This window comes from Streptomyces sp. YPW6, from assembly GCF_018866325.1.
In the GTDB taxonomy this organism is placed as follows: Bacteria; Actinomycetota; Actinomycetes; order Streptomycetales; family Streptomycetaceae; genus Streptomyces.
Genome location: NZ_CP076457.1, coordinates 1585001 through 1604809 on the forward strand (window position 1 = coordinate 1585001; position 19809 = coordinate 1604809).

Genomic DNA, 19809 nt, shown 5'->3' on the forward strand with positions numbered 1-19809 from the left:
GAGTGGTTGACCGCGATGAACTCGCAGTCGAAGACGCCGATGCGCTCGCGCTGTCCTTCCTGCACCTCGAGGGTGTAGGGGCGGATGCGGTGCTCCTGGAGCTTCGCCTCGATGAGCGCGAGGGTCAGCTTCGAGCCGATGAGGGGGATGTCCGGCTTGAGGCGCAGCAGGTACGGGACACCACCGATGTGGTCCTCGTGGCCGTGCGTGAGGACGATGCCCTCGATGTCGTCCAGGCGGTCCCGGATCGTGGTGAAGTCCGGCAGGATCAGATCGATGCCCGGCTGCTCCTCCTCGGGGAAGAGGACGCCGCAGTCGACGATGAGCAGGCGTCCGCCGTACTCGAAGACCGTCATGTTGCGGCCGATCTCGCCGAGGCCGCCGAGCGGTGTGACCCGCAGGGCGCCCTTCGGGAGCTTCGGCGGGGTACCGAGTTCAGGGTGCGGATGACTCAAAAGACTCTCCTTACCACGCGCGCCACGTACCGCTGAGGCACGTGGCGCGCATGTCATTCGTGCACTTGCTGTTGTCTTGGGTGGTGCCCTGGCGAGTCGCCTCGCCTGTCGTCCTGCTGTTCAGTTGTGAAGTCCGTGATCAGAGATCTACCCCGCCGGCGGCGAGATCGATCTTGAGCTGGGCCGTCTCGTGCGCGCTGAGCTCCACCAGCGGCAGGCGCAGCGGTCCGGCCGGGAGGCCCTGGAGGGTCAGGGCGGCCTTCGTGGTGATGACGCCCTGGGTGCGGAACATGCCGGTGAAGACCGGGAGCAGCTTCTGGTGGATCTCGGTGGCTTTCTGGACGTCTCCGCTCAGGTGCGCCTCGATCAGGGACCGCAGGTCGGGGGAGACCACATGGCCGACGACGGAGACGAAGCCGACCGCGCCGACGGAGAGGAGCGGCAGGTTGAGCATGTCGTCGCCGGAGTACCAGGCGAGGCCGGATTCCGCGATGGCCCAGCTGGCGCGGCCCAGGTCGCCCTTGGCGTCCTTGTTGGCGACGATGCGCGGGTGTTCGGCCAGCCGGACGAGGGTCTCCGTGTCGATCGGCACGCCGCTCCGGCCGGGGATGTCGTACAGCATCACGGGAAGGCCGGTGGAGTCGGCGATGGCCGTGAAGTGGCGGAGGAGGCCCTCCTGCGGCGGCTTGTTGTAGTACGGCGTCACCGCGAGCAGCCCGTGGGCACCGGAGCGCTCGGCCGTCCGGGCGAGCTCGACGCTGTGGCGGGTGTCGTTGGTGCCGATGCCGGCGACCACGTGGGCCCGGTCTCCTACGGCTTCGAGGACCGCTCGTACGAGCTGGTCTTTCTCCGAATCACTGGTGGTCGGGGACTCACCGGTGGTGCCGTTGACGATCAGGCCGTCATTGCCTGCGTCCACCAGGTGGGCGGCGAGCCGCTGGGCGCCGTCGAGGTCGAGAGCACCGTCCGCCGTGAAGGGCGTGACCATAGCGGTGAGGACCCGCCCGAAGGGGGTCTGCGGAGTGGAGATCGGAGCCATGGGTAACACGCTACTCGCTGCTCAGCGCGCGGGGTCCCCTCGGGGGACGGGGAAGTGGAGCCCGGCACTGCCTGCTCGGGGGTTCAAGCAGTGCCGGGTCCGTTTGATCAGCCTAGATGAACTTCTCGAAACGTCGCAATACGGACACCGCCTACGGGGCGACCCGTCCATTTTTGTTGAAGGCGGCATGAGTGAGCGGCATGAGCTGCTGCCAGTGGGTTTCCATCTGCTCACCGACCATCTCGATCTCGCGCTGCGGGAAGGACGGCACCTTCGCCAGCTCGTGCTGGGTGCGCAGACCGAGGAAGTGCATCAGCGAGCGCGCGTTGCAGGTGGCGTACATCGAGGAGAAGAGGCCGACGGGGAGGACCGCGCGGGCGACCTCGCGGGCCACGCCCTTCGCCAGCATCTCCTGGTAGGCCTCGTACGAGGCCCGGTAGGACTCCTCCATGGCGCGGGTCGTGACGTCGTACTGCTCCTCGGTGCCCTGGACGAACTCGTACTTGCCGGGGCGGCCCTGCTGGACCAGCTTGCGGGAGGTTCCCGGGACGTAGAAGACCGGCTCCAGCTCCCTGTAGCGACCCGATTCCTCGTTGTACGACCAGCCGACGCGGTGCCGCATGAACTCGCGGAACACGAAGATCGGGGCGCTGATGAAGAAGGTCATCGAGTTGTGCTCGAACGGGCTGCCGTGCCGGTCCCGCATGAGGTAGTTGATGAGCCCCTTGGAGCGCTCGGGGTCCTTGGTGACCTCTTCGAGCGACTGCTCGCCCGCGGTGGAGACCCGCGCGGCGAACAGAACGTCCGCGTCGCGCGCGTCGCTCTTCACCAGCTCGACGGTGACGTCACTGCGGAAGTGGGGCTTGGCGGGTTCGGGGGTGTCGGTCACCGACGGGGGTCCTTCCAGGGGCTTCGCTCGGGCGGCGACCACTTTACGGGGGTCGATCCGGTGCGTCCGCCGCGCATGCCCGGCGTGGTCCCGGGCAGCCGTTCGTGGAGTTCCCCCAACAAGTGCGGCGATTCGGGCACCGATTCGGGCTGTCGTACGTCTGACTCATTAGCAGCACCCGTCATGCAGATCAAGGAGAGTTTCCTCATGTTCCGCCGGCGTGAAGCCGTCCCGTTCTCGTTCGTCGCCGAGTCCGACCGGTTCCGCAGTAATGTCACTCCTCCGCCCGCCGCTCGCGCCACCGTTCCCGAGCTGCTGGGGCGGTCCCTCGTCGGGCTGACCGTGGTCGCCGGTCTCGTCGGCTCCCTGCTGCTGGGCCTCCCGGCGCTCGACTCCGGGCAGCCCGCGGGGCACGGCAAGCAGTCCACCGCGTCTCAGGGCCGCTGAGCCGGGGACGGCTGACTCGTACGGACCCCCTGGGGTGGTCGGGCCGGGGGCTGCCTCGGTAGCCTCACCGGGCACAGCAATCAAGCGTGCTGGTGAGTGAGGATGAGTCGTGCCCCTGCCCTTTCTGACGGCCGACCGCGCATTCGACGCGAGCGCGGAGGACGTCGCGCTGCCGTTCGACGACCACGACAGCTGGCGGCGGCCCTACCGCCCCGGTCCGTGGCGGGTCGCGGCGGCGGCCACCCTGTTGTTGCTGGCCTCGTTCGTTCTGCTCGCGGCCATGATCATCGGCATGACCGGAGCGCCGTCCGGCGCCACGGTGTGTCTGCTGCTGGCCGGTGCCGTGATCGCCGCCGCCCTGCGGCTGCTCCGGGTCGGTGCCTGGGTCAGCCGGCACGGTGTGCGGCGCGTCGGCTTCTTCCGGACCGTCACGGTGGCCTGGAGCGACACGTCCGCGGTGCGTACGGTCCAGCAGCCCGTGAAGTGGATGGGCCTTCCCCGTACGGTCCAGGGCCAGGCGCTCGTCGTGGTCCGGCGGAGCGGCGAGACGCCGGCGCCGCTGGCCACCGACCACAACGCGGATTTCCTCGGGCGTGCGGAGGCGTTCGAGCGGGCCACGGATGCGGTGGAGGCCTGGGCGGGTGAGTACCGGCCCGGCTGAGCGCCTGGCGCTCGTCGTCCGGACGTGCGTGAGCCCGGGGCCCTGGTGGGTCCCGGGCTCACGTGCGTACGGCGGGAGGAGACCCGCAGGCGCCGGAGGGGTCTGGTTCGGTCCTCAGGCGCCGGACGGGCCGGTGGGAGCGGCCGCCGGGGCGGACCTGTGCAGGGCGATGGCTCGCTGCATGGCCTTGCGTGCTCTCGGAGTGTCCCGCGCGTCCTGGTAGGCGACCGCCAGCCTGAACCAGGTGCGCCAGTCGTCCGGGGCGTCCTCGGTCTCCTCGCGGCGCTGGGTGAAGACCGCGTCGGCGGCGTCCCGCTCGATGCGCCCCGACGGGGTGCGGGGCAGGTCGTCGACCGGGAGGCCGCCCTCGGCGTCCAGCTCGGCGGCGAGTGCGTTGGCGCGGCGGACGAACTGGGTGTTCTTCCACAGGAACCAGACGCCGATCACCGGCAGGACCAGCACGGCGACGCCGAAGGTGACGGTGACCGGTGTGCCGTGCCGGATGAGCATGACGCCGCGGCTGCCGACCAGGAAGAAGTAGAAGACCAGGACGGCGGCCGTGACGATGTAGGTGATCTTTGCGCGCATGGTGGGCCCAGTCAGTCCAGGTCGAGGAAGTGTTCCAGGCCGAACGTGAGGCCGGGAGTGGTCACCACGCGGCGGACGCCGAGCAGGATGCCCGGCATGAAGCTGCTGTGGTGGAGGGAGTCGTGGCGGATGGTGAGGGTCTCGCCCTCGCCGCCGAGCAGCACTTCCTGGTGGGCCAGCAGGCCACGCAGCCGGATCGCGTGGACCGGGACTCCGTCGACGTCGGCGCCGCGGGCCCCGTCCAGGGCGGTGACGGTGGCGTCCGGCTGGGGGGCGCTGCCCGCCTCGGCGCGGGCCGCCGCGATGAGCTGGGCGGTGCGGGTGGCGGTGCCGGAGGGGGCGTCGGCCTTGTTGGGGTGGTGGAGCTCGACGACCTCGACGGATTCGAAGTAGCGGGCGGCCCGCTCCGCGAACTTCATGGTCAGGACCGCGCCGATGGAGAAGTTCGGGGCGATGAGGACGCCGGTCTCCGGGGAGTCGTCCAGCAGGCTGTTCAGCTGCGCGAGCCGTTCGTCGGTCCAGCCCGTGGTGCCGACGACGGCATGGATGCCGTGCCGGACGCAGAAATCGAGGTTGCCCATCACCGATGCGGGGGTGGTCAGCTCGACGGCGACCTGGGCGCCCGCCTCGGCGAGGGCCTCCAGCTTGTCGCCGCGGCCCAGGGCCGCCACCAGCTCCAGGTCCTCGGCGGCCTCGACGGCCCGTACGGCCTCGGAGCCGATCCGGCCCTGAGCGCCGAGAACGGCTACGCGCAGCTTGCTCATCATCATTCCTTAAGGGGGTGCGAGCACGTGGGAGGTCAGGAGACCGCTTCGTGGAGGCGGTCCGCCTGCTTGTCCTTGAGCGGGCCGATGGCCGAGAGCGAGGGGCGGTGGGTGAGGAGCTCGCCCGCCACGTCCCGTACGTCGTCGGGGGTGACCGCGGCGATACGGGCCAGCATGTCGTCGACCGACATCTGCTCGCCCCAGCACAGCTCGCTCTTGCCGATACGGTTCATCAGCGCGCCGGTGTCCTCCAGGCCGAGGACGGTGGAGCCGGAGAGCTGGCCGATGGCGCGGGTGATCTCGTCGTCGTCCAGGCCGTGCGTGGCGACCCGGTCCAGTTCGTCGCGGCAGATCTTCAGGACGTCGTGGACCTGGCTGGGCCGGCAGCCCGCGTAGACGCCGAAGAGGCCGCAGTCGGCGAAGCCGGAGGTGTACGAGTAGACGCTGTAGGCCAGGCCGCGCTTCTCCCGCACCTCCTGGAAGAGGCGCGAGCTCATTCCGCCGCCGAGGGCCGTGTTGAGGACGCCGAGGGCCCAGCGGCGGTCGTCGGTGCGGGCGAGGCCGGGCATGCCGAGGACCACGTGGGCCTGTTCGGTCTTGCGGTTCAGCAGCTCGACCTTGCCGGCGGAGCGCAGGGTGCGGGAGCCCTCGCGGGGTGCCATGGGCACCGCGTCCGTACGGGAGAGGGCGCCGGCCTTCTCGAAGGCGCGGCGGACCTGGCGCACGACCGTGGCGTGGTCGACGTTGCCCGCAGCGGCGACGACGAGGTGCGTGGGGTCGTAGTGCTTCTTGTAGAAGCGGGCGATCTGGCCGCGGTTCAGGGCGTTGATCGTGTCGACGGTGCCGAGGACCGGGCGGCCGAGGGGGGTGTCACCGAGCATGGTGTGCGCGAACAGGTCGTGCACGCAGTCGCCCGGGTCGTCCTCCGTCATCGCGATCTCTTCGAGGATGACGCCGCGCTCGGCGTCGACGTCCTCGGGGGCGATCAGCGAGCCGGTCAGCATGTCGCAGACGACGTCGATGGCCAGCGGCAGGTCGGTGTCCAGGACCCGCGCGTAGTAGCAGGTGTACTCCTTCGCCGTGAAGGCGTTCATCTCTCCGCCGACCGCGTCGAGCGCGGAGGAGATGTCGAGGGCGGTGCGCCGGGTGGTGCCCTTGAAGAGGAGGTGTTCGAGGTAGTGGGTCGCGCCGTTCAGGGTGGGCGTCTCGTCGCGGGAGCCGACGTTCGCCCAGATGCCGAAGGTGGCGGACCGGACGGAGGGCAGGGTCTCGGTGACGATCCGCAGACCGCCGGGGAGGACGGTCCGGCGGACGGTTCCGATGCCGTTGCTGCCCTTGAGGAGCGTTTGGGTACGGGCGACGGCCCGCCCCTCCGAGGAGGGGCGGGCCGTCGTCGCGGAACTACGGGACGTCACTTGTCGGCGTCGTCCTTCTTCTCGTCCTCTTCACCCTCGATGACGGGGATGAGGGAGAGCTTGCCGCGGGAGTCGATCTCGGCGATCTCGACCTGGACCTTGGCGCCGACGGCGAGCACGTCCTCGACGTTCTCCACGCGCTTGCCACCGGCGAGCTTGCGGATCTGCGAGATGTGCAGCAGACCGTCCTTGCCGGGCATGAGCGAGACGAACGCGCCGAAGGTGGTGGTCTTGACGACCGTACCCAGGTAGCGCTCGCCGACCTCCGGCATGGTCGGGTTGGCGATGGCGTTGATCGTGGCGCGGGCGGCCTCGGCCTGCGAGCCCTGCTGCGCGCCGATGTAGATCGTGCCGTCGTCCTCGATCGTGATGTCGGCGCCGGTGTCCTCCTGGATCTGGTTGATCATCTTGCCCTTGGGGCCGATGACCTCACCGATCTTGTCCACCGGGATCTTGACGGTGATGATCCGCGGGGCGTTCGGGGACATCTCGTCCGGGACGTCGATGGCCTCGTTCATGACGTCCAGGATGTGCAGACGCGCGTCACGGGCCTGCTTCAGCGCGGCGGCCAGGACCGAGGCGGGGATGCCGTCGAGCTTGGTGTCGAGCTGGAGCGCGGTCACGAACTGCTTCGTACCGGCGACCTTGAAGTCCATGTCGCCGAAGGCGTCCTCCGCACCGAGGATGTCGGTGAGGGCGACGTAGTGGGTCTTGCCGTCGATCTCCTGCGAGATCAGGCCCATGGCGATACCGGCGACGGCGGCCTTGAGCGGCACACCGGCGTTCAGCAGCGACATGGTGGAGGCGCAGACCGAGCCCATGGACGTCGAGCCGTTGGAGCCCAGCGCCTCGGAGACCTGGCGGATCGCGTAGGGGAACTCCTCGCGGGTCGGCAGGACCGGCACGATGGCGCGCTCGGCGAGCGCTCCGTGGCCGATCTCGCGGCGCTTGGGCGAGCCCACGCGGCCGGTCTCACCGACGGAGTACGGCGGGAAGTTGTAGTTGTGCATGTAGCGCTTGCGGGTCACCGGGGAGAGGGTGTCCAGCTGCTGCTCCATGCGGAGCATGTTGAGGGTGGTGACGCCCAGGATCTGGGTCTCGCCACGCTCGAACAGCGCCGAGCCGTGCACGCGCGGGATGGCCTCGACCTCGGCGGCGAGCGTACGGATGTCCGTGACGCCGCGGCCGTCGATACGGACCTTGTCCTTGATGACGCGCTCGCGGACCAGCTTCTTGGTCAGCGCGCGGTAGGCGGCGGAGATCTCCTTCTCGCGGCCCTCGAACTCCGGGAGGAGCTTCTCGGCGGCGATCTCCTTGACGCGGTCCAGCTCGGTCTCGCGCTCCTGCTTGCCGGCGATGGTGAGCGCCTGCTTCAGCTGCGGCGTGACGGCCTTGGCGAGGGCGTCCAGGACGTCGTCCTGGTAGTCCAGGAAGACCGGGAAGTCGCCCTCGGGCTTGGCGGCTTTGGACGCCAGGTCCGACTGCGCCTTGCAGAGGGTCTTGATGAAGGGCTTCGCCGCTTCCAGACCGGCGGCGACGATCTCCTCGGTGGGAGCCTCGGCGCCGTCCTTGACGAGCTGGATGGTCTTCTCGGTGGCCTCGGCCTCGACCATCATGATCGCGACGTCGCCGTCCTCCAGGACGCGGCCGGCGACGACCATGTCGAAGACGGCGTCCTCGAGCTCGGTGTGCGTCGGGAAGGCGACCCACTGGCCCTTGATCAGGGCGACGCGGGTGGCGCCGATCGGGCCGGAGAAGGGCAGGCCCGCGAGCTGGGTGGAGCAGGAGGCGGCGTTGATCGCGACCACGTCGTACAGGTGGTCGGGGTTGAGCGCCATGACCGTCTCGACGATCTGGATCTCGTTGCGCAGGCCCTTCTTGAAGGACGGGCGCAGCGGGCGGTCGATCAGACGGCAGGTGAGGATCGCGTCCTCGGAGGGGCGGCCCTCGCGGCGGAAGAAGGAGCCGGGGATCTTGCCGGCCGCGTACTGCCGCTCCTCGACGTCCACCGTGAGGGGGAAGAAGTCGAGGTTGTCCTTGGGCCGCTTGGAAGCGGTGGTGGCCGACAGCACCATGGTGTCGTCGTCCAGGTACGCGACGGCGGAGCCGGCGGCCTGCTTGGCCAGGCGGCCCGTCTCGAAGCGGATGGTGCGGGTGCCGAAGGTGCCGTTGTCGATGACGGCCTCGGCGTAGTGGGTCTCGTTCTCCACTAGTGATTTCTCCATACTCGTCGTCTTTCGTCCGCGCGCCCGTGTGGCGTGGGACGGTGCGGGAGAGGCGCACCGTGGATGCGGGCCGGTCTTCGATCGAAGCTCCCGGGCGTGTTCCCGGGGGCCACTACCGAGGACCGGCGGCGGCGTCGTAGCGCCTCTCCCTCGTTTTGCGTTCCTGCTCGTTCCCGCGGTCGCGCGTGCTGGCCGCGCGGGTCCTACGGGTCGTGCGGGTGTCGCTGCACCCAGGTTACTGAGCTTGACACCGGTCCTGCACGTACGGCAAAGGGAGCGGTCCCCTCAAACGCGGGAACCGCTCCCTCTCCACAGCGTCCTTACTTGGCGCCGCCGGCCGCGCCACGGCGGATGCCGAGGCGGTCGACGAGCGTACGGAAGCGCTGGATGTCCTTCTTGGCCAGGTACTGCAGGAGGCGGCGGCGCTGGCCGACCAGGATCAGCAGACCACGACGGGAGTGGTGGTCGTGCTTGTGCGTCCGGAGGTGCTCGGTCAGGTCCGAGATCCGGCGGGAGAGCATGGCGACCTGGACCTCGGGGGATCCGGTGTCACCCTCCTTCTGGGCGAACTCGGCCATGATCTGCTTCTTCGTAGCGGCGTCGAGCGGCACGCGTACTCCTCTTGATGTTCGAAGCGCCCACGAGTGCCCCTGGTCTTGGTCTCAGGGGAGCTTCCGTGACTCGGAGGCGAAGGTCCGATGAGCGCAGCCCCCAGGATGATCCGAGGGCGCGTACACAAACGGCCACGGGTCAGACTACCAGCCGTTCGGGCCGGGCCCCGCCGGGCGATCGGCGGGTGAGCGGCGGCGGCACCTGGTGACCGAGGCAGGGGGCAGCGGGTGAGCGGCCGCGGGGTGCGGTCGTGGACGGCCGCAGGGTCCGTCCGCCGGCCACCAGGAGGCGATCGCACTAGCTGGTGAGGGCCCGGATCGAGTGGTAGACGTCGAAGACCGCGAGGCAGAGCGGGAGCAGCGTCAGCAGGACGACCGTCTCGGCGATCTCCAGGAAGCGGCCCCAGAACGGGGTGACGCCCTTGCTCGGCACGATGAGGCCGATGGCGGTGATCAGGGCGGCGACGCCGGCGACCGCCGCGGCCAGCCACACCGTACGGATGTCGAGTGCGGTCCCGTCGCCCCGCAGCGCGTCGCGCACGATGGCGACCGGCGGGTTCAGGGACAGCCCGAGGCCCAGCAGCACCAGGGAGGCGAGGCCCGCGGCGAGCGCGCAGCTGACCTGGGCGGTGTAGCGGAAGAGGTGGGCGCGCATCAGCATGGCGACGCCGGTGGCCAGGGCGAGCAGCTGGCCCCAGACGTTGTCCGAGAAGCCGAGCACGGCGGCGGCCGCGACGGCCACCAGGGCGCAGCCGCCGACCAGGCCGAGGAGCAGTTCGTGACCGCGCCGCGCCTGGGCGGCGAGACGGACGGCGTCCACCGGCCCGGTGGGCGCGGGCTCGGAGGTCCCGTAGTCGCCGACCGTGGTGCGGGGCGGCTCGAATCCGATGGGAATCCGGGCGAAGCGGGTGGAGAGTCCCGGCAGGAAGGCGAGGGCCCCGACGGCGAGCGGGGAGCACACGGCGGCGGCCTCGATCGGCCGCATGCCGGTCATGATCGCGGTGAAGGTGACGAGGAGGCCGACGGCGCTCGCGAAGACGAACGCGACGAACGGGCCGTCCCCGCCGGGCGCGACGATCATCAGGATGACCGCGACGACGAGCACGGCCGCGCAGGCGAGCAGGAACTGGAGGCGCCCGATGCCCTGCCCGGCGCTCAGGGACAGCAGGCCGGAACCGGCCACGGCCGCGTTCACCAGGGCGCCGATGCCGAGGGCGACCGACGAGGCCCGGTCCTCGTAGATCCGCGCGCGCACGCAGGCGAAGGCGAGGAGGAGCACGGCGACGACGGCCGCCAGGATTCCGGGCAGGCCGTGCATGTCGTGGCGCGGGTCGGCGGTCCACAGCACGAAGCCGAGGAGGGACAGCAGGACGGAGCCGCCGAAGAGACCGGCGCCGCGCATGAGGCCGTCGCCCCACAGTGTGCGGTCCTTCGCCACGGCGGAGGCGACGGCGTCGGAGACGTCGTCGAAGACCGCGGGGGGCAGTGACGCGGAGAACGGTCGCATCGACAGCAGCTCGCCGTCGAGGATGCGGTGGCCGGCGAGCGTCCGGGCGCTGTCCAGGACGGTGCCGTCGCGGCGGACCAGGTGGTAGCCGACCGGTGCGCCGGGGGCGGGGCTCTGTCCCGACAGCCGCAGGATCTCGGGGTACAGGTCGGCGACGGGAATGTCCTCGGGCAGGGCCACGTCGACCCGGCCGTCGGGCGCGACGACCGTGACCCGGCAGAATCCGGTGCTGCTGCCGGACGGGGTCCCGTGGCTCTGCCGGCCGGGTCCGGTGGCTGCCGCTTGGGCCGTCATGGTCACCTGGTGCTCCCCCTGCTACTGAACTGCTGAACCTGCTGAACCTGCTGAACTACTGACGTGTGACGTGTGACGTCTGCGGCCTGGCGGCCCGTGCCGTGCTCGCGGTGAGCGTGAACCGCGCTCGCCCGCGTCGTTCCCGCTCCGTTCCGCGCTGCGGCTTCCGCGTTCGTCCCGAATGACCGCCTTCGCGCGACCGTTAGCGGATGCGTACACGCGTCGCGACACCCTACCGCCATGGGGGTGGCGGTGCGCCAGTAGGATCCTTCCCGCGGATGGAGCCCGTCGCCACGGGGGCGCCGATAGGAACACTTCCGTCCGGCAAGGGAATTGGTGAGCTGTGAGCCAGATCGTCGTCAAGCGCCCACCGCGGGCCCTGCCCACCGAAGTTCCGGTCGAGCAGGTGCAGTTGCAACCTCCGCCGGAACTCCCCCGAGGCCAGCAGGAGGGGGCGCTGATGCAGCTCCTGCCGATGCTGGGCATGGGTGGTTCCGTCGTCTTCTTCTTCATGACGCCGAACCCGGTCATGCGCATCATGGGCATGATCATGATTGCCTCGACGATCGGTATGGCGATCGCGATGCTCGTACGGTACCGGCGGGGCACCCAGGGGGAGCTGGCGGATCTGCGCCGCGACTACCTGAAGTACCTGACGCAGACCCGGCGGGCGGTGCTGAAGACGGCCCGCAAGCAGCGCGACGCGCAGTTCTACCTCCACCCGTCGCCCGAGCAGTTGTGGGCCCTCGTCGCCGAGGGCAGCCGGGTGTGGGAGCGGCGCGCGGGTGACGCGGACTTCGCGCAGGTGCGTATCGGGCTGGGCAGTCAGGAGCTGGCGACGCCGCTCATCGCGCCCGAGACGGCGCCCGTGGACGAGCTGGAGCCGCTGGCCGCCGGGGCGATGCAGCAGTTCCTGGCGACGCACTCCACACTGGACGGCCTGCCCATGGCCGTCTCGTTGCGGGCCTTCTACCACCTGACGATCAGCGGACACGCCGAGTCGGCGCGCTCCGCGGCGCGGGCGATGGTCGGCGGACTGGCCTCCCTGCACTCCCCCGAGGACCTGGTGATCGCGGTCGCGACGGGCCCGGAGGCGGCACCGCAGTGGGAGTGGACGAAGTGGCTGCCGCACGCACAGGCGCCGGGGCCCGCGGACGGGGCGGGGAGCAGGCGGCTGATCACCACGAGTCTGCCGGCCCTGGAGGATCTGCTGGCCGGCCGGCTGGAGGGCAGGCCGCGTTTCCAGCCCGGCGGGCAGCCGCTCGTGGAGCAGCCGCACGTCGTCGTGGTCCTGGACGGCGAGTCGGTGGCGCCCATGTCGGTGCTGGCGTCGGCGGAGGGCCTGCAGGGTGTGACGGTCATCGAGGTGGTGCCGGGCGAGGTGACCGGGGCCCGCGGCGGCCTCTCCGTCGTGGTGCAGCCGAAGACGTTGCAGCTGGAGTCGGGCCAGGGGCTGGTCTACGACGGCGTTCCGGACCTGCTCAGTTACGAGGCGGCCGAGGCGCTCGCCCGGCAACTGGCCCCGCTGCACATGGCGACGGGCGGGGACGACGACGAACCCCTGCTGGCCAACCTGGAGTTCACCGATCTGCTGAATCTGGGGGACGCCGCCTCGATCGAGGTCAGCCGGACCTGGCGGCCGCGGTCGCAGGCGGAGCGGCTGCGGGTGCCGATCGGGGTGGGCGAGGACGGCTCGCCGGTGATGCTGGACCTGAAGGAGGCGGCGCAGGAGGGCATGGGCCCGCACGGCCTGTGCGTGGGCGCCACCGGTTCCGGCAAGTCCGAGCTGCTGCGCACGCTGGTGCTCGGCCTGGCCGTCACCCACACCTCGGAGACGCTGAACTTCGTCCTCGCCGACTTCAAGGGCGGTGCGACCTTCGCCGGTATGGCGCAGATGCCGCACGTCGCGGCCGTGATCACCAACCTCGCGGACGACCTGACGCTGGTCGACCGCATGGGCGACTCCATCAGCGGTGAGCTCAACCGCCGGCAGGAGATGCTGCGCGACGCGGGCAACTACGCCAACATCCACGACTACGAGAAGGCGCGGGCGGCCGGTGCGCCGCTCCAGCCCATTCCCTCGCTCGTTCTGGTCATCGACGAGTTCAGCGAACTGCTCACCGCGAAGCCCGACTTCATCGAGATGTTCGTCCAGATCGGCCGGATCGGCCGTTCGCTGGGCGTGCATCTGCTGCTGGCGTCGCAGCGGCTGGAGGAGGGGCGGCTGCGCGGTCTGGAGACGTATCTGTCGTACCGGGTGGGTCTGCGGACGTTCTCGGCGGCGGAGTCGCGGGCGGCGATCGGGGTGCCCGACGCGTACCACCTGCCGAACGTGCCCGGTTCCGGGCTGCTCAAGTTCGGTACGGAGGAGATGGTCCGGTTCAAGGCCGCGTACGTCTCCGGGGTGTACCGCTCGGGCGCGCACCGGGCGGCGGCGCCGGGTGCTCCGCTGCCGGTGGACCGCAGGCCGGTTCCGTTCACGGCCGCCCCGGTTCCGGTGCGGTACGTCCAGCCGGCGACGCCCGCCGGGGGCGTACCGGAGCAGCGGCCGGCGGAGGACGACGCGCTGGCGGACACGGTGCTCGATGTGATCGTGCGCCGACTGGAGGGCCGCGGGGCCTCCGCCCACCAGGTGTGGCTGCCGCCGCTGGACAATCCGCCGTCGCTGGACGAGCTGCTGCCGGGGCTCTCGCCGGTGCAGGGCCGGGGGCTGACACAGCCCGGTTTCGAGGGCGCGGGCCGGCTGGTCGCGCCGATCGGCGTCATCGACAAGCCGTTCGAGCAGCGGCGCGACACCCTCTACCGGGACTTCTCCGGTGCGGCCGGTCACATGCAGATCACCGGTGGTCCGCAGTCGGGGAAGTCGACGCTGCTGCGGACGATCATCGCCGGTTTCGCGCTCACGCACACGCCGGCGGAGGTCCAGTTCTACGGGCTCGACTTCGGCGGTGGCGGCATGTCCTCGATCGCGGGTCTGCCGCATGTGGGCGGTGTCGCGTCCCGTCTCGACCCGGAGCGGGTCCGCCGTACGGTCGCCGAGGTGTACGGCGTCATGGCGCGGCGCGAGGAGTACTTCCGCAGCGCCGGGATCGACTCCATCGCCACGTTCCGCCGGCTGCGGGCGCGCGGTGACATCTCGGTGGCGGACCAGCCGTGGGGCGATGTCTTCCTGGTCATCGACGGGTGGGGGAACTTCCGCACGGACTACGAGGGTCTGGAGGACGCGGTCACGGACATCGCCGCCCGCGGACTGGGCTACGGCATCCACCTGATCATCACGGCGTCGCGCTCGATGGAGGTGCGGGCCAGCCTCAAGGACCAGCTGATGAACCGCCTGGAGCTGCGGCTGGGTGATCCCATGGACTCCGAGCTGGACCGCAAGGTGGCCGCCAATGTGCCCGCCGGGGTGCCGGGGCGCGGCCAGACGCCGGAGAAGCTGCACTTCATGGTGGCGGTGCCGCGCATCGACGGCATCAACTCCGACAGCGACCTCTCCGAGGCCACCGCTGCGATGAACCAGGAGGTCACCCGCCACTGGACGACGGCGCCCGCCCCCGCGGTACGTCTGCTGCCGCGGAATCTCCCGGCGGTCGAACTCCCGGCCGGTCACGCGGTTCCGGAGCGCGGTATCGCCTTCGGCATCGACGAGAACAACCTGGAGCCGGTGTACCTGAACTTCGAGCAGGACCCGTTCTTCCTGGCGTTCGGCGAGAGCGAGTCCGGGAAGTCCAACCTGCTGCGGTTGATCATCAAGCAGCTCACCGAGCGGTACGAGGGTGATTCCTGCAAGCTGTTCGTCATCGACAACCGGCGCTCGCTGCTGGACGTGACTCCGCGCTCGCACCTGGCGGAGTACATCCCGATGTCCAACAACATGGAACATCACATGACGGCGCTGTACGACCTGATGAAGCGCCGCACGCCGTCGGCCGACGTCACGGCCCAGGAGCTGCGCGACCAGAGCTGGTGGCAGGGCCCCACGGTGTACGTCGTCATCGACGACTTCGACCTGGTCGCCACGTCCAGCGGCAACCCGCTGGCACCGATCACGGAGATGCTGCCGTTCGCCCGCGACGTGGGCGTCCGCTTCATCATCGCCCGCAACTCGGCGGGGGCCAGCCGCGCGCTGTACGAACCCTTCCTCCAGCGGATGATCGAGCTGGGCGCCCAGGGTCTGATGCTGTCGGGCGACCCGGGCGAGGGCGACATCATGGGCAACGTACGACCGCGGCCGATGCCGGCGGGCCGGGGCATCTTCGTGACGCGACGGCGCGGGAACCCGTTGGTGCAGACGGGGTTGATGGGCTGATGGGTTGATGGGCTGGGAGTGGTAGGGCGGGGGCCTGGTGGCGGGGGCGGGGCGGTCGGCTCCCCGGGGGCAATCCGCTCCTGGGGGCGGGCTCGGCCGGGCCGATGTCGAGCTGGTCCGCCCTCGGGGCCAGGGATCGGGCCGGACCAGGGGCGGAGTTGACCGCCCTCGGGGCCCGGGGGGCGGCCCGTCGGGTCCCGATCAGGCCGGATCGCGAAGACGGAGAAGGTGCGGGGCCGTTGGGCTCCGCACCCTCTCCGTTTACTTCGCGGTTCCTTTCCCGGATCCGTCCCGGCTCCGTCTCGCTCGCGACGGTTCAGGGCGCGTCCCTCGATGGTCGGGGCACGTCCTGCAACGACTCAGGGTGGACATCTCCCGCGCATGTCCACCCTGATGTCCTGCTGTGTCGTGCTGTGCGACCTCGGTCAGAAGTTCGCCGCCGCGCGCTTGTCACCGGCGCGGTAGGTGGGCGACGCCTCCAGGACCTTCTTGGCGATGTCGTCAAGGTTGGCGCGGATGGCGTTGGCATCCGCCTTCCACTTGTTCTGCGCGGTGGTGTAGGCCTGCTTGGCCTCACCCTCCCACAGCTCCGAAACGTTCGCGATCATGACCCTGATCTCTTCGAGGTCCTTCGCGAGTTCCCCGGCCTGCTTCTTGATCTCGCCGGCCGCGAGGTCCAGGCTCGCGTAAGTGACGACCGTCGTACCGTCGTTCGTGCCCATGTGGTCCTCCGCTGAGTTCTGGTTGAGAGATTGAGGTCAGAAGTCGTTCAGGCTGCTCTTGGAACCGGTGTGGCCCGGAACAACATCCACGCCACTGAGCGCCTTGCGGATCTCGTCCTCGTTGTCGCCCGAGATGGTACGAGCGGCCTTGATGGCCTCCTGGAAATGCGTGAGCTGCTTGGCCAGTTCGACCATGCGGTTGTTGATCTCGTTCTGCTTCAGGTTGAAGTGGTTGGCACCGATGCCCTGCCACTTGCCTTCGAGGTTGTCGATGGTCGCGTGGAGCTTCTTGACCTGCCCCTTGACCGCTTCGAACTTAATGGTGAGATCGCCCTCCAGCTTCAGGAGCGCGGCATCTGAGACCTTCTGGTCTGCCATGGTTGTCTTTCCCTTTCGGTTGGTTCTGCAGGACCGGCGTGGGCCGCCGGCCGGTGCACATGCGGAACGTGAGGTCAGGCGGTCTTACGCCTGCGGACCACGGCGTAGGCCACTCCCCCGATGACGGCCACGGCTGCGGCCAGACCGAGGATGAGGCCCAACGGGGTCCCGTCCTCGGAGGAGTCGGACTCCTTCACCGCCGCTGCCTTGTCGCCTTCCGCGCCGTTCTTGGCGGGCTGGGGCGAGGCTGAGGTGGAGGCGGAAGGGTCGGACGACTCGGCGGCGTCGGTCGTCTTCTCCTTGGTGAGCGGGCTGACGTCCGGGGCACCGGGGTCGCCCTTGCCCTTGAGGATGTTCATGGAGGGGCGGATCAGGCCGTGGCCGAGGTACTCGCTGCGCTCGTCGTCTTCCCAGTCACGGGCGGCCGTGTCGAAGAGGACGTTGAGCACTTGGTTGGCGGTCCAGTCGGGGTGGAGGGACCAGACGAGGGCGGCGGAGGCGGAGGCGATGGCGGTGGCGGCGCTGGTGCCGCCGTCTCCGTCGCAGTAGCTCTTGAAGGAGTTGTCGCACCAACGGGGAACATCGCTCCCGGGAGACGCGACATCTACTGAGTCCGAGTGCTGCGAGTAGCCCGAGACTTTTCCACTACGGTCCGCTGAGGCAACACCCACGACCGAGGGGTATGAGGCCGGATAGCCCCGGGCATTCTCCTTGTCTCCATCGTTTCCGACGGAAGCGAGAAATAGCTTTCCTTTACTTTCAGCATACTTGGCCGCTTCACTCTCCTGGCGCGTAGGAGACTTACTACCGAAAGACATGCTGATGATCTGTGCATCACTATCGGCCGCAGCTCTGATGGCATCCGCTGAGTCACTGATGACGGTGTTGCGCTTGGCCATAAAATGGACGTCACTCATACGCACGGGGATGATCTTGGCTCCCGGGGCAAGTCCCTTCAGACCGCCCCCCTTGCCTGTCCCGGCGATCAACTCAGCCATCGTCGTACCGTGACCGTGGTAGTCATCGGTCTCGTCGCCCGATGCCCCGGTGACGTCGAAGCCCTTGAGAATCTGTCCCTTCAGCGACGGTGTGGATGAGTTCACCCCCGTGTCAACGACAGCGACCTTGATGCCTTCGCCGGTCGTGACCTTCCACATGTCCTCGGCCTGCATCGCGGCGAGATACCACTGCTTCGACTGTGTGTCGGCTGCGGCAGGCTGCGCCGCCCCGACGAACAACACACTCCACGAAGCTGCCACAGCCAGCGCACCTAGAACCCGCACACGCCTCCGAGCTCGGCCCATTCCTGCTGTCATCCCGGCTTCCGAACCTTCCCTGGGGCTGCTACTCGACCACCGGCGGCACGGCCCCGCGCCGTCCGGCATTCCACGTCTCTTCGTCTTCTGTCAAGTAATCGGGGCGGGTCGACCCGTTGGCCTCGTCCTCCCGACCCTTGTCCCGACGGCCTGCGGGACCTCGGACGAGGCCTGCGCCACCGGCTGTGAAGCCCTTGGTGTTTGAGCCCGTTCCAGCAGCCTTGCGGGGTGCGCCGACGACTCCGTTGGCACCAGAAGCAGGAGCGGCTCGCCCACCTGGACGAGAGGAAGCAGCAGCTGCTCCGGGTCCCCCGATCACTCCGCGCTGACCGGTGCCCCCGGCGACGGCTCTGCCCTGAGGCGGCGCATGCTGAGGGGTTCCGCCGACGATGCCGTTCCTGCCTCCGGCACGGGGACCGGCGCCGGTAGACGTACCACCGGGGCCAACGGTGGGCCGACCGGCAGTCGGCACCTGCGACTGCGGTCCGACCGGCGGACGACCGTTGAACGTTCCCCCGCCCCCCATCGGGCCGGGACGACCGATCGAGGGACCGCCCTGGCCCCTGGCGACAGGACCTACCCCGGTGGACTGAGCTCTGCCCAGCCCTTGGCCCGCCTGACTGACCGGTCGCGGCATGCCTGTCGGCCCCGTCAAACGCTTCGCGCCGCCCTGCACAGGGTTCGTGGGGCCGGGCGGCATCAACGTCGGCGCAACTCCGGGCGGCCCCGTCGTAGGCGTCGGTGACGGTTGCGGTGGCGTGGTGGTGATCGTTGTCGGAGCTTGCGGAGGCGCGACTGAGTTGATCTCCGTGCTAACGGTTCTGTCCGGTAGGGGCGTCGGCCCGAAAACCTCGGCCGGTGGGCGACTGGCTGTTGCTACTGGAGCGGAGCCATCCGTGACCGAACGTCCTACAGGTCCTGACACAGTGCTGCTACCGAGAGCCTCAGAACCGCCCGTAACACTGCGGGGCGGAAGAACGCCCCCGCCCCCACCACCTTGATCCGGCAACGGCACTTGGATATTCAGGTCCTTATCGAACCGCGGCGGCTCTTCCCCCTCAAGCCGCTCCCCCGAGACCGAGTAGTAGGAAGCCAGTCGGTTGATCTGGTTGATGGCCTCCTGGCGGTCCTTCTCCACCTTCAGGGCGGCCTGGTACTCCGGGTTGTCCGGGACCCGGCCCGGCAGTTCGATGTCGTCCGGGCTCTTCCGTACCTGACGGCTGTCGCGGGGCGGCATGGCGCTGCGCACGGAGGCCAGGCCGGTGCCAGCGACCGTGATCTGCGTACCGGCCACGTCCGCGAAGTCGCCCAGCTTCCGGGCGTGGGCCACCAGGCCCTTACCGAAGGCGCGGAAAGCCGTACCGGACTCGCCCTGCCAGTCGACCCCCTTCATGTTGTCTTCCAGCTCCTGAGCCGCCTTCTTGATGGCGTCCCTGGCGTCCCACAGCGACTTGCCCGCGTTCTCCAGGTCTTCCGGCTTCGTGTTCTCCACCAGATCGATCATGGAGTTGAGCTGAAATCCCTCGAAGGAGGTACGGCCGGCGGGTGCGCTGCCAAATGGCATGCTGCGGACAGCCTCGGAGATGTCCGTCTGTGCCATCTGGATCTTGACCCGCGCATCGTCCTGCTTCCGCTGCTCGGCGGGCGTCAGGTTCTCCTGCGTCTCGTCGCTCATTCCGCTCCCCACCCGGAGTCGACCTGCTTGTCCTTGTTGGTCGGTTCAGGCTTGGCGTGCTTCTCGTTCTCTTCGTACAAGCGGGTCTGAATCTCGTGGAAGCGCTGCCTGATGTCATTCTCGACATTGTCGAAACCGACCGCCGCCGCATGCACCCCCAGGCTCAGGTACTCGATCTGGTCACCCAGCGACTTGGAGAGCGAGACGAGGGAGGTGTGGACCCGGTTGTACTGGGTGTACAGGCCGTCCGCCTCGGCGAAGCAGGCGTTCTGGCCGCTCAATGAGGCCCGCGTGATCTTCTGGTCGGCGACCTTCGACTTACTGGCCGCCGAGCCCTCGAAGTCCGCCAGCAGGGCGTCGACACTCTTCTTGAACTTCTCCAGCGCGCCCACTCCGCGCTTGAGGTCACCCGTACCTTCGGACACCGTTATGTCCTCCCCGTTGTTCTGCATCCCCGTTTGCTCGGCTCGTTCCGCGTTGCTATCGCACTGACACGGTCCGATCCGATCTCATC

General features: G+C 69.3%; 17 protein-coding genes (1 of these 17 running past the window's edge). 3 read left to right on the plus strand and 14 right to left on the minus strand.

The window, feature by feature from the left end; translation table 11 throughout:
- The 3 genes from KME66_RS06845 to thyX all read right to left on the minus strand — a co-directional run.
- A protein-coding gene (locus KME66_RS06845) for a ribonuclease J (protein WP_073213608.1) crosses the window boundary here: on the minus strand, window positions 1-455 show its start. Its footprint begins 1231 nt before the window's first position; 455 of the gene's 1686 nt are visible here — the first part of the coding sequence; it begins with the start codon at window positions 453-455; its stop codon lies beyond the left edge, outside the window.
- A 139-nt stretch (window positions 456-594) separates the two neighbouring features.
- Complete coding sequence (dapA, locus tag KME66_RS06850) at window positions 595-1494, minus strand: 4-hydroxy-tetrahydrodipicolinate synthase (RefSeq protein WP_216320155.1); 900 nt, start codon at window positions 1492-1494, stop codon at window positions 595-597.
- Between the two features lie 151 nt (window positions 1495-1645).
- Window positions 1646-2383 carry an FAD-dependent thymidylate synthase gene (gene thyX, locus KME66_RS06855; protein ID WP_006128002.1) on the minus strand — a complete coding sequence of 246 codons (738 nt, stop codon included), beginning with the start codon at window positions 2381-2383 and terminating at the stop codon, window positions 1646-1648.
- Between the two features lie 207 nt (window positions 2384-2590).
- Here thyX and KME66_RS06860 point away from each other — a divergent pair, with 207 nt between their 5' ends.
- Both KME66_RS06860 and KME66_RS06865 read left to right on the plus strand, forming a co-directional pair.
- The gene (locus KME66_RS06860; RefSeq protein WP_073213614.1) at window positions 2591-2830 is read left to right on the plus strand and encodes a hypothetical protein; all 240 of its coding nucleotides are present in this window, start codon (window positions 2591-2593) and stop codon (window positions 2828-2830) included.
- A 109-nt stretch (window positions 2831-2939) separates the two neighbouring features.
- The gene (locus KME66_RS06865; protein WP_073213617.1) at window positions 2940-3491 is read left to right on the plus strand and encodes a hypothetical protein; all 552 of its coding nucleotides are present in this window, start codon (window positions 2940-2942) and stop codon (window positions 3489-3491) included.
- 114 nt (window positions 3492-3605) lie between these two features.
- On the opposite strand, the gene KME66_RS06870 is transcribed toward KME66_RS06865, so the two are convergent.
- The 6 genes from KME66_RS06870 to eccD all read right to left on the minus strand — a co-directional run bounded on the left by KME66_RS06870 (window position 3606) and on the right by eccD (window position 10895).
- Window positions 3606-4079 (minus strand): tetratricopeptide repeat protein, encoded by a 474-nt coding sequence (locus KME66_RS06870; protein WP_216320157.1) that lies wholly within the window; start codon window positions 4077-4079, stop codon window positions 3606-3608.
- An 11-nt stretch (window positions 4080-4090) separates the two neighbouring features.
- The gene (gene dapB / locus KME66_RS06875; protein WP_073213624.1) at window positions 4091-4843 is read right to left on the minus strand and encodes a 4-hydroxy-tetrahydrodipicolinate reductase; all 753 of its coding nucleotides are present in this window, start codon (window positions 4841-4843) and stop codon (window positions 4091-4093) included.
- Window positions 4844-4878: 35 nt separating this feature from the next.
- Window positions 4879-6258 (minus strand): pitrilysin family protein, encoded by a 1380-nt coding sequence (locus tag KME66_RS06880; RefSeq protein ID WP_216320159.1) that lies wholly within the window; start codon window positions 6256-6258, stop codon window positions 4879-4881.
- Entirely contained in the window at window positions 6255-8468 is a 2214-nt protein-coding gene (locus KME66_RS06885; protein ID WP_216329129.1) for a polyribonucleotide nucleotidyltransferase, read from the minus strand. The genes KME66_RS06880 and KME66_RS06885 overlap by 4 nt, the downstream gene beginning before the upstream one ends.
- A 335-nt stretch (window positions 8469-8803) precedes the next feature.
- Window positions 8804-9094 (minus strand): 30S ribosomal protein S15, encoded by a 291-nt coding sequence (rpsO, locus tag KME66_RS06890; RefSeq protein ID WP_073213633.1) that lies wholly within the window; start codon window positions 9092-9094, stop codon window positions 8804-8806.
- Between the two features lie 298 nt (window positions 9095-9392).
- Window positions 9393-10895 carry a type VII secretion integral membrane protein EccD gene (eccD, locus tag KME66_RS06895; protein ID WP_216320161.1) on the minus strand — a complete coding sequence of 501 codons (1503 nt, stop codon included), beginning with the start codon at window positions 10893-10895 and terminating at the stop codon, window positions 9393-9395.
- A 343-nt stretch (window positions 10896-11238) separates the two neighbouring features.
- Between eccD and eccCa the strand changes: the two genes are divergently transcribed.
- Window positions 11239-15204: a type VII secretion protein EccCa gene (gene eccCa, locus KME66_RS06900; protein WP_073213636.1), complete on the plus strand. Its 3966-nt coding sequence runs from the start codon at window positions 11239-11241 to the stop codon at window positions 15202-15204.
- Window positions 15205-15629: 425 nt separating this feature from the next.
- Here eccCa and KME66_RS06905 read toward each other — a convergent pair whose 3' ends face one another.
- The 5 genes from KME66_RS06905 to KME66_RS06925 form a co-directional block, all read right to left on the minus strand.
- Window positions 15630-15926, minus strand: coding sequence for a WXG100 family type VII secretion target (locus KME66_RS06905; protein ID WP_216320162.1), 297 nt, complete (start codon window positions 15924-15926; stop codon window positions 15630-15632).
- Between the two features lie 36 nt (window positions 15927-15962).
- Window positions 15963-16304: a WXG100 family type VII secretion target gene (locus tag KME66_RS06910; protein ID WP_073213642.1), complete on the minus strand. Its 342-nt coding sequence runs from the start codon at window positions 16302-16304 to the stop codon at window positions 15963-15965.
- 74 nt (window positions 16305-16378) lie between these two features.
- Window positions 16379-17620 (minus strand): S8 family serine peptidase, encoded by a 1242-nt coding sequence (locus KME66_RS06915; RefSeq protein WP_216320165.1) that lies wholly within the window; start codon window positions 17618-17620, stop codon window positions 16379-16381.
- A 28-nt stretch (window positions 17621-17648) separates the two neighbouring features.
- The gene (locus KME66_RS06920) at window positions 17649-19295 is read right to left on the minus strand and encodes a hypothetical protein (protein ID WP_216320168.1); all 1647 of its coding nucleotides are present in this window, start codon (window positions 19293-19295) and stop codon (window positions 17649-17651) included.
- Entirely contained in the window at window positions 19292-19747 is a 456-nt protein-coding gene (locus KME66_RS06925; protein WP_073213647.1) for a hypothetical protein, read from the minus strand. Before KME66_RS06925 ends, KME66_RS06920 begins: the two co-directional genes overlap by 4 nt.
- Window positions 19748-19809 lie beyond the last annotated feature (62 nt).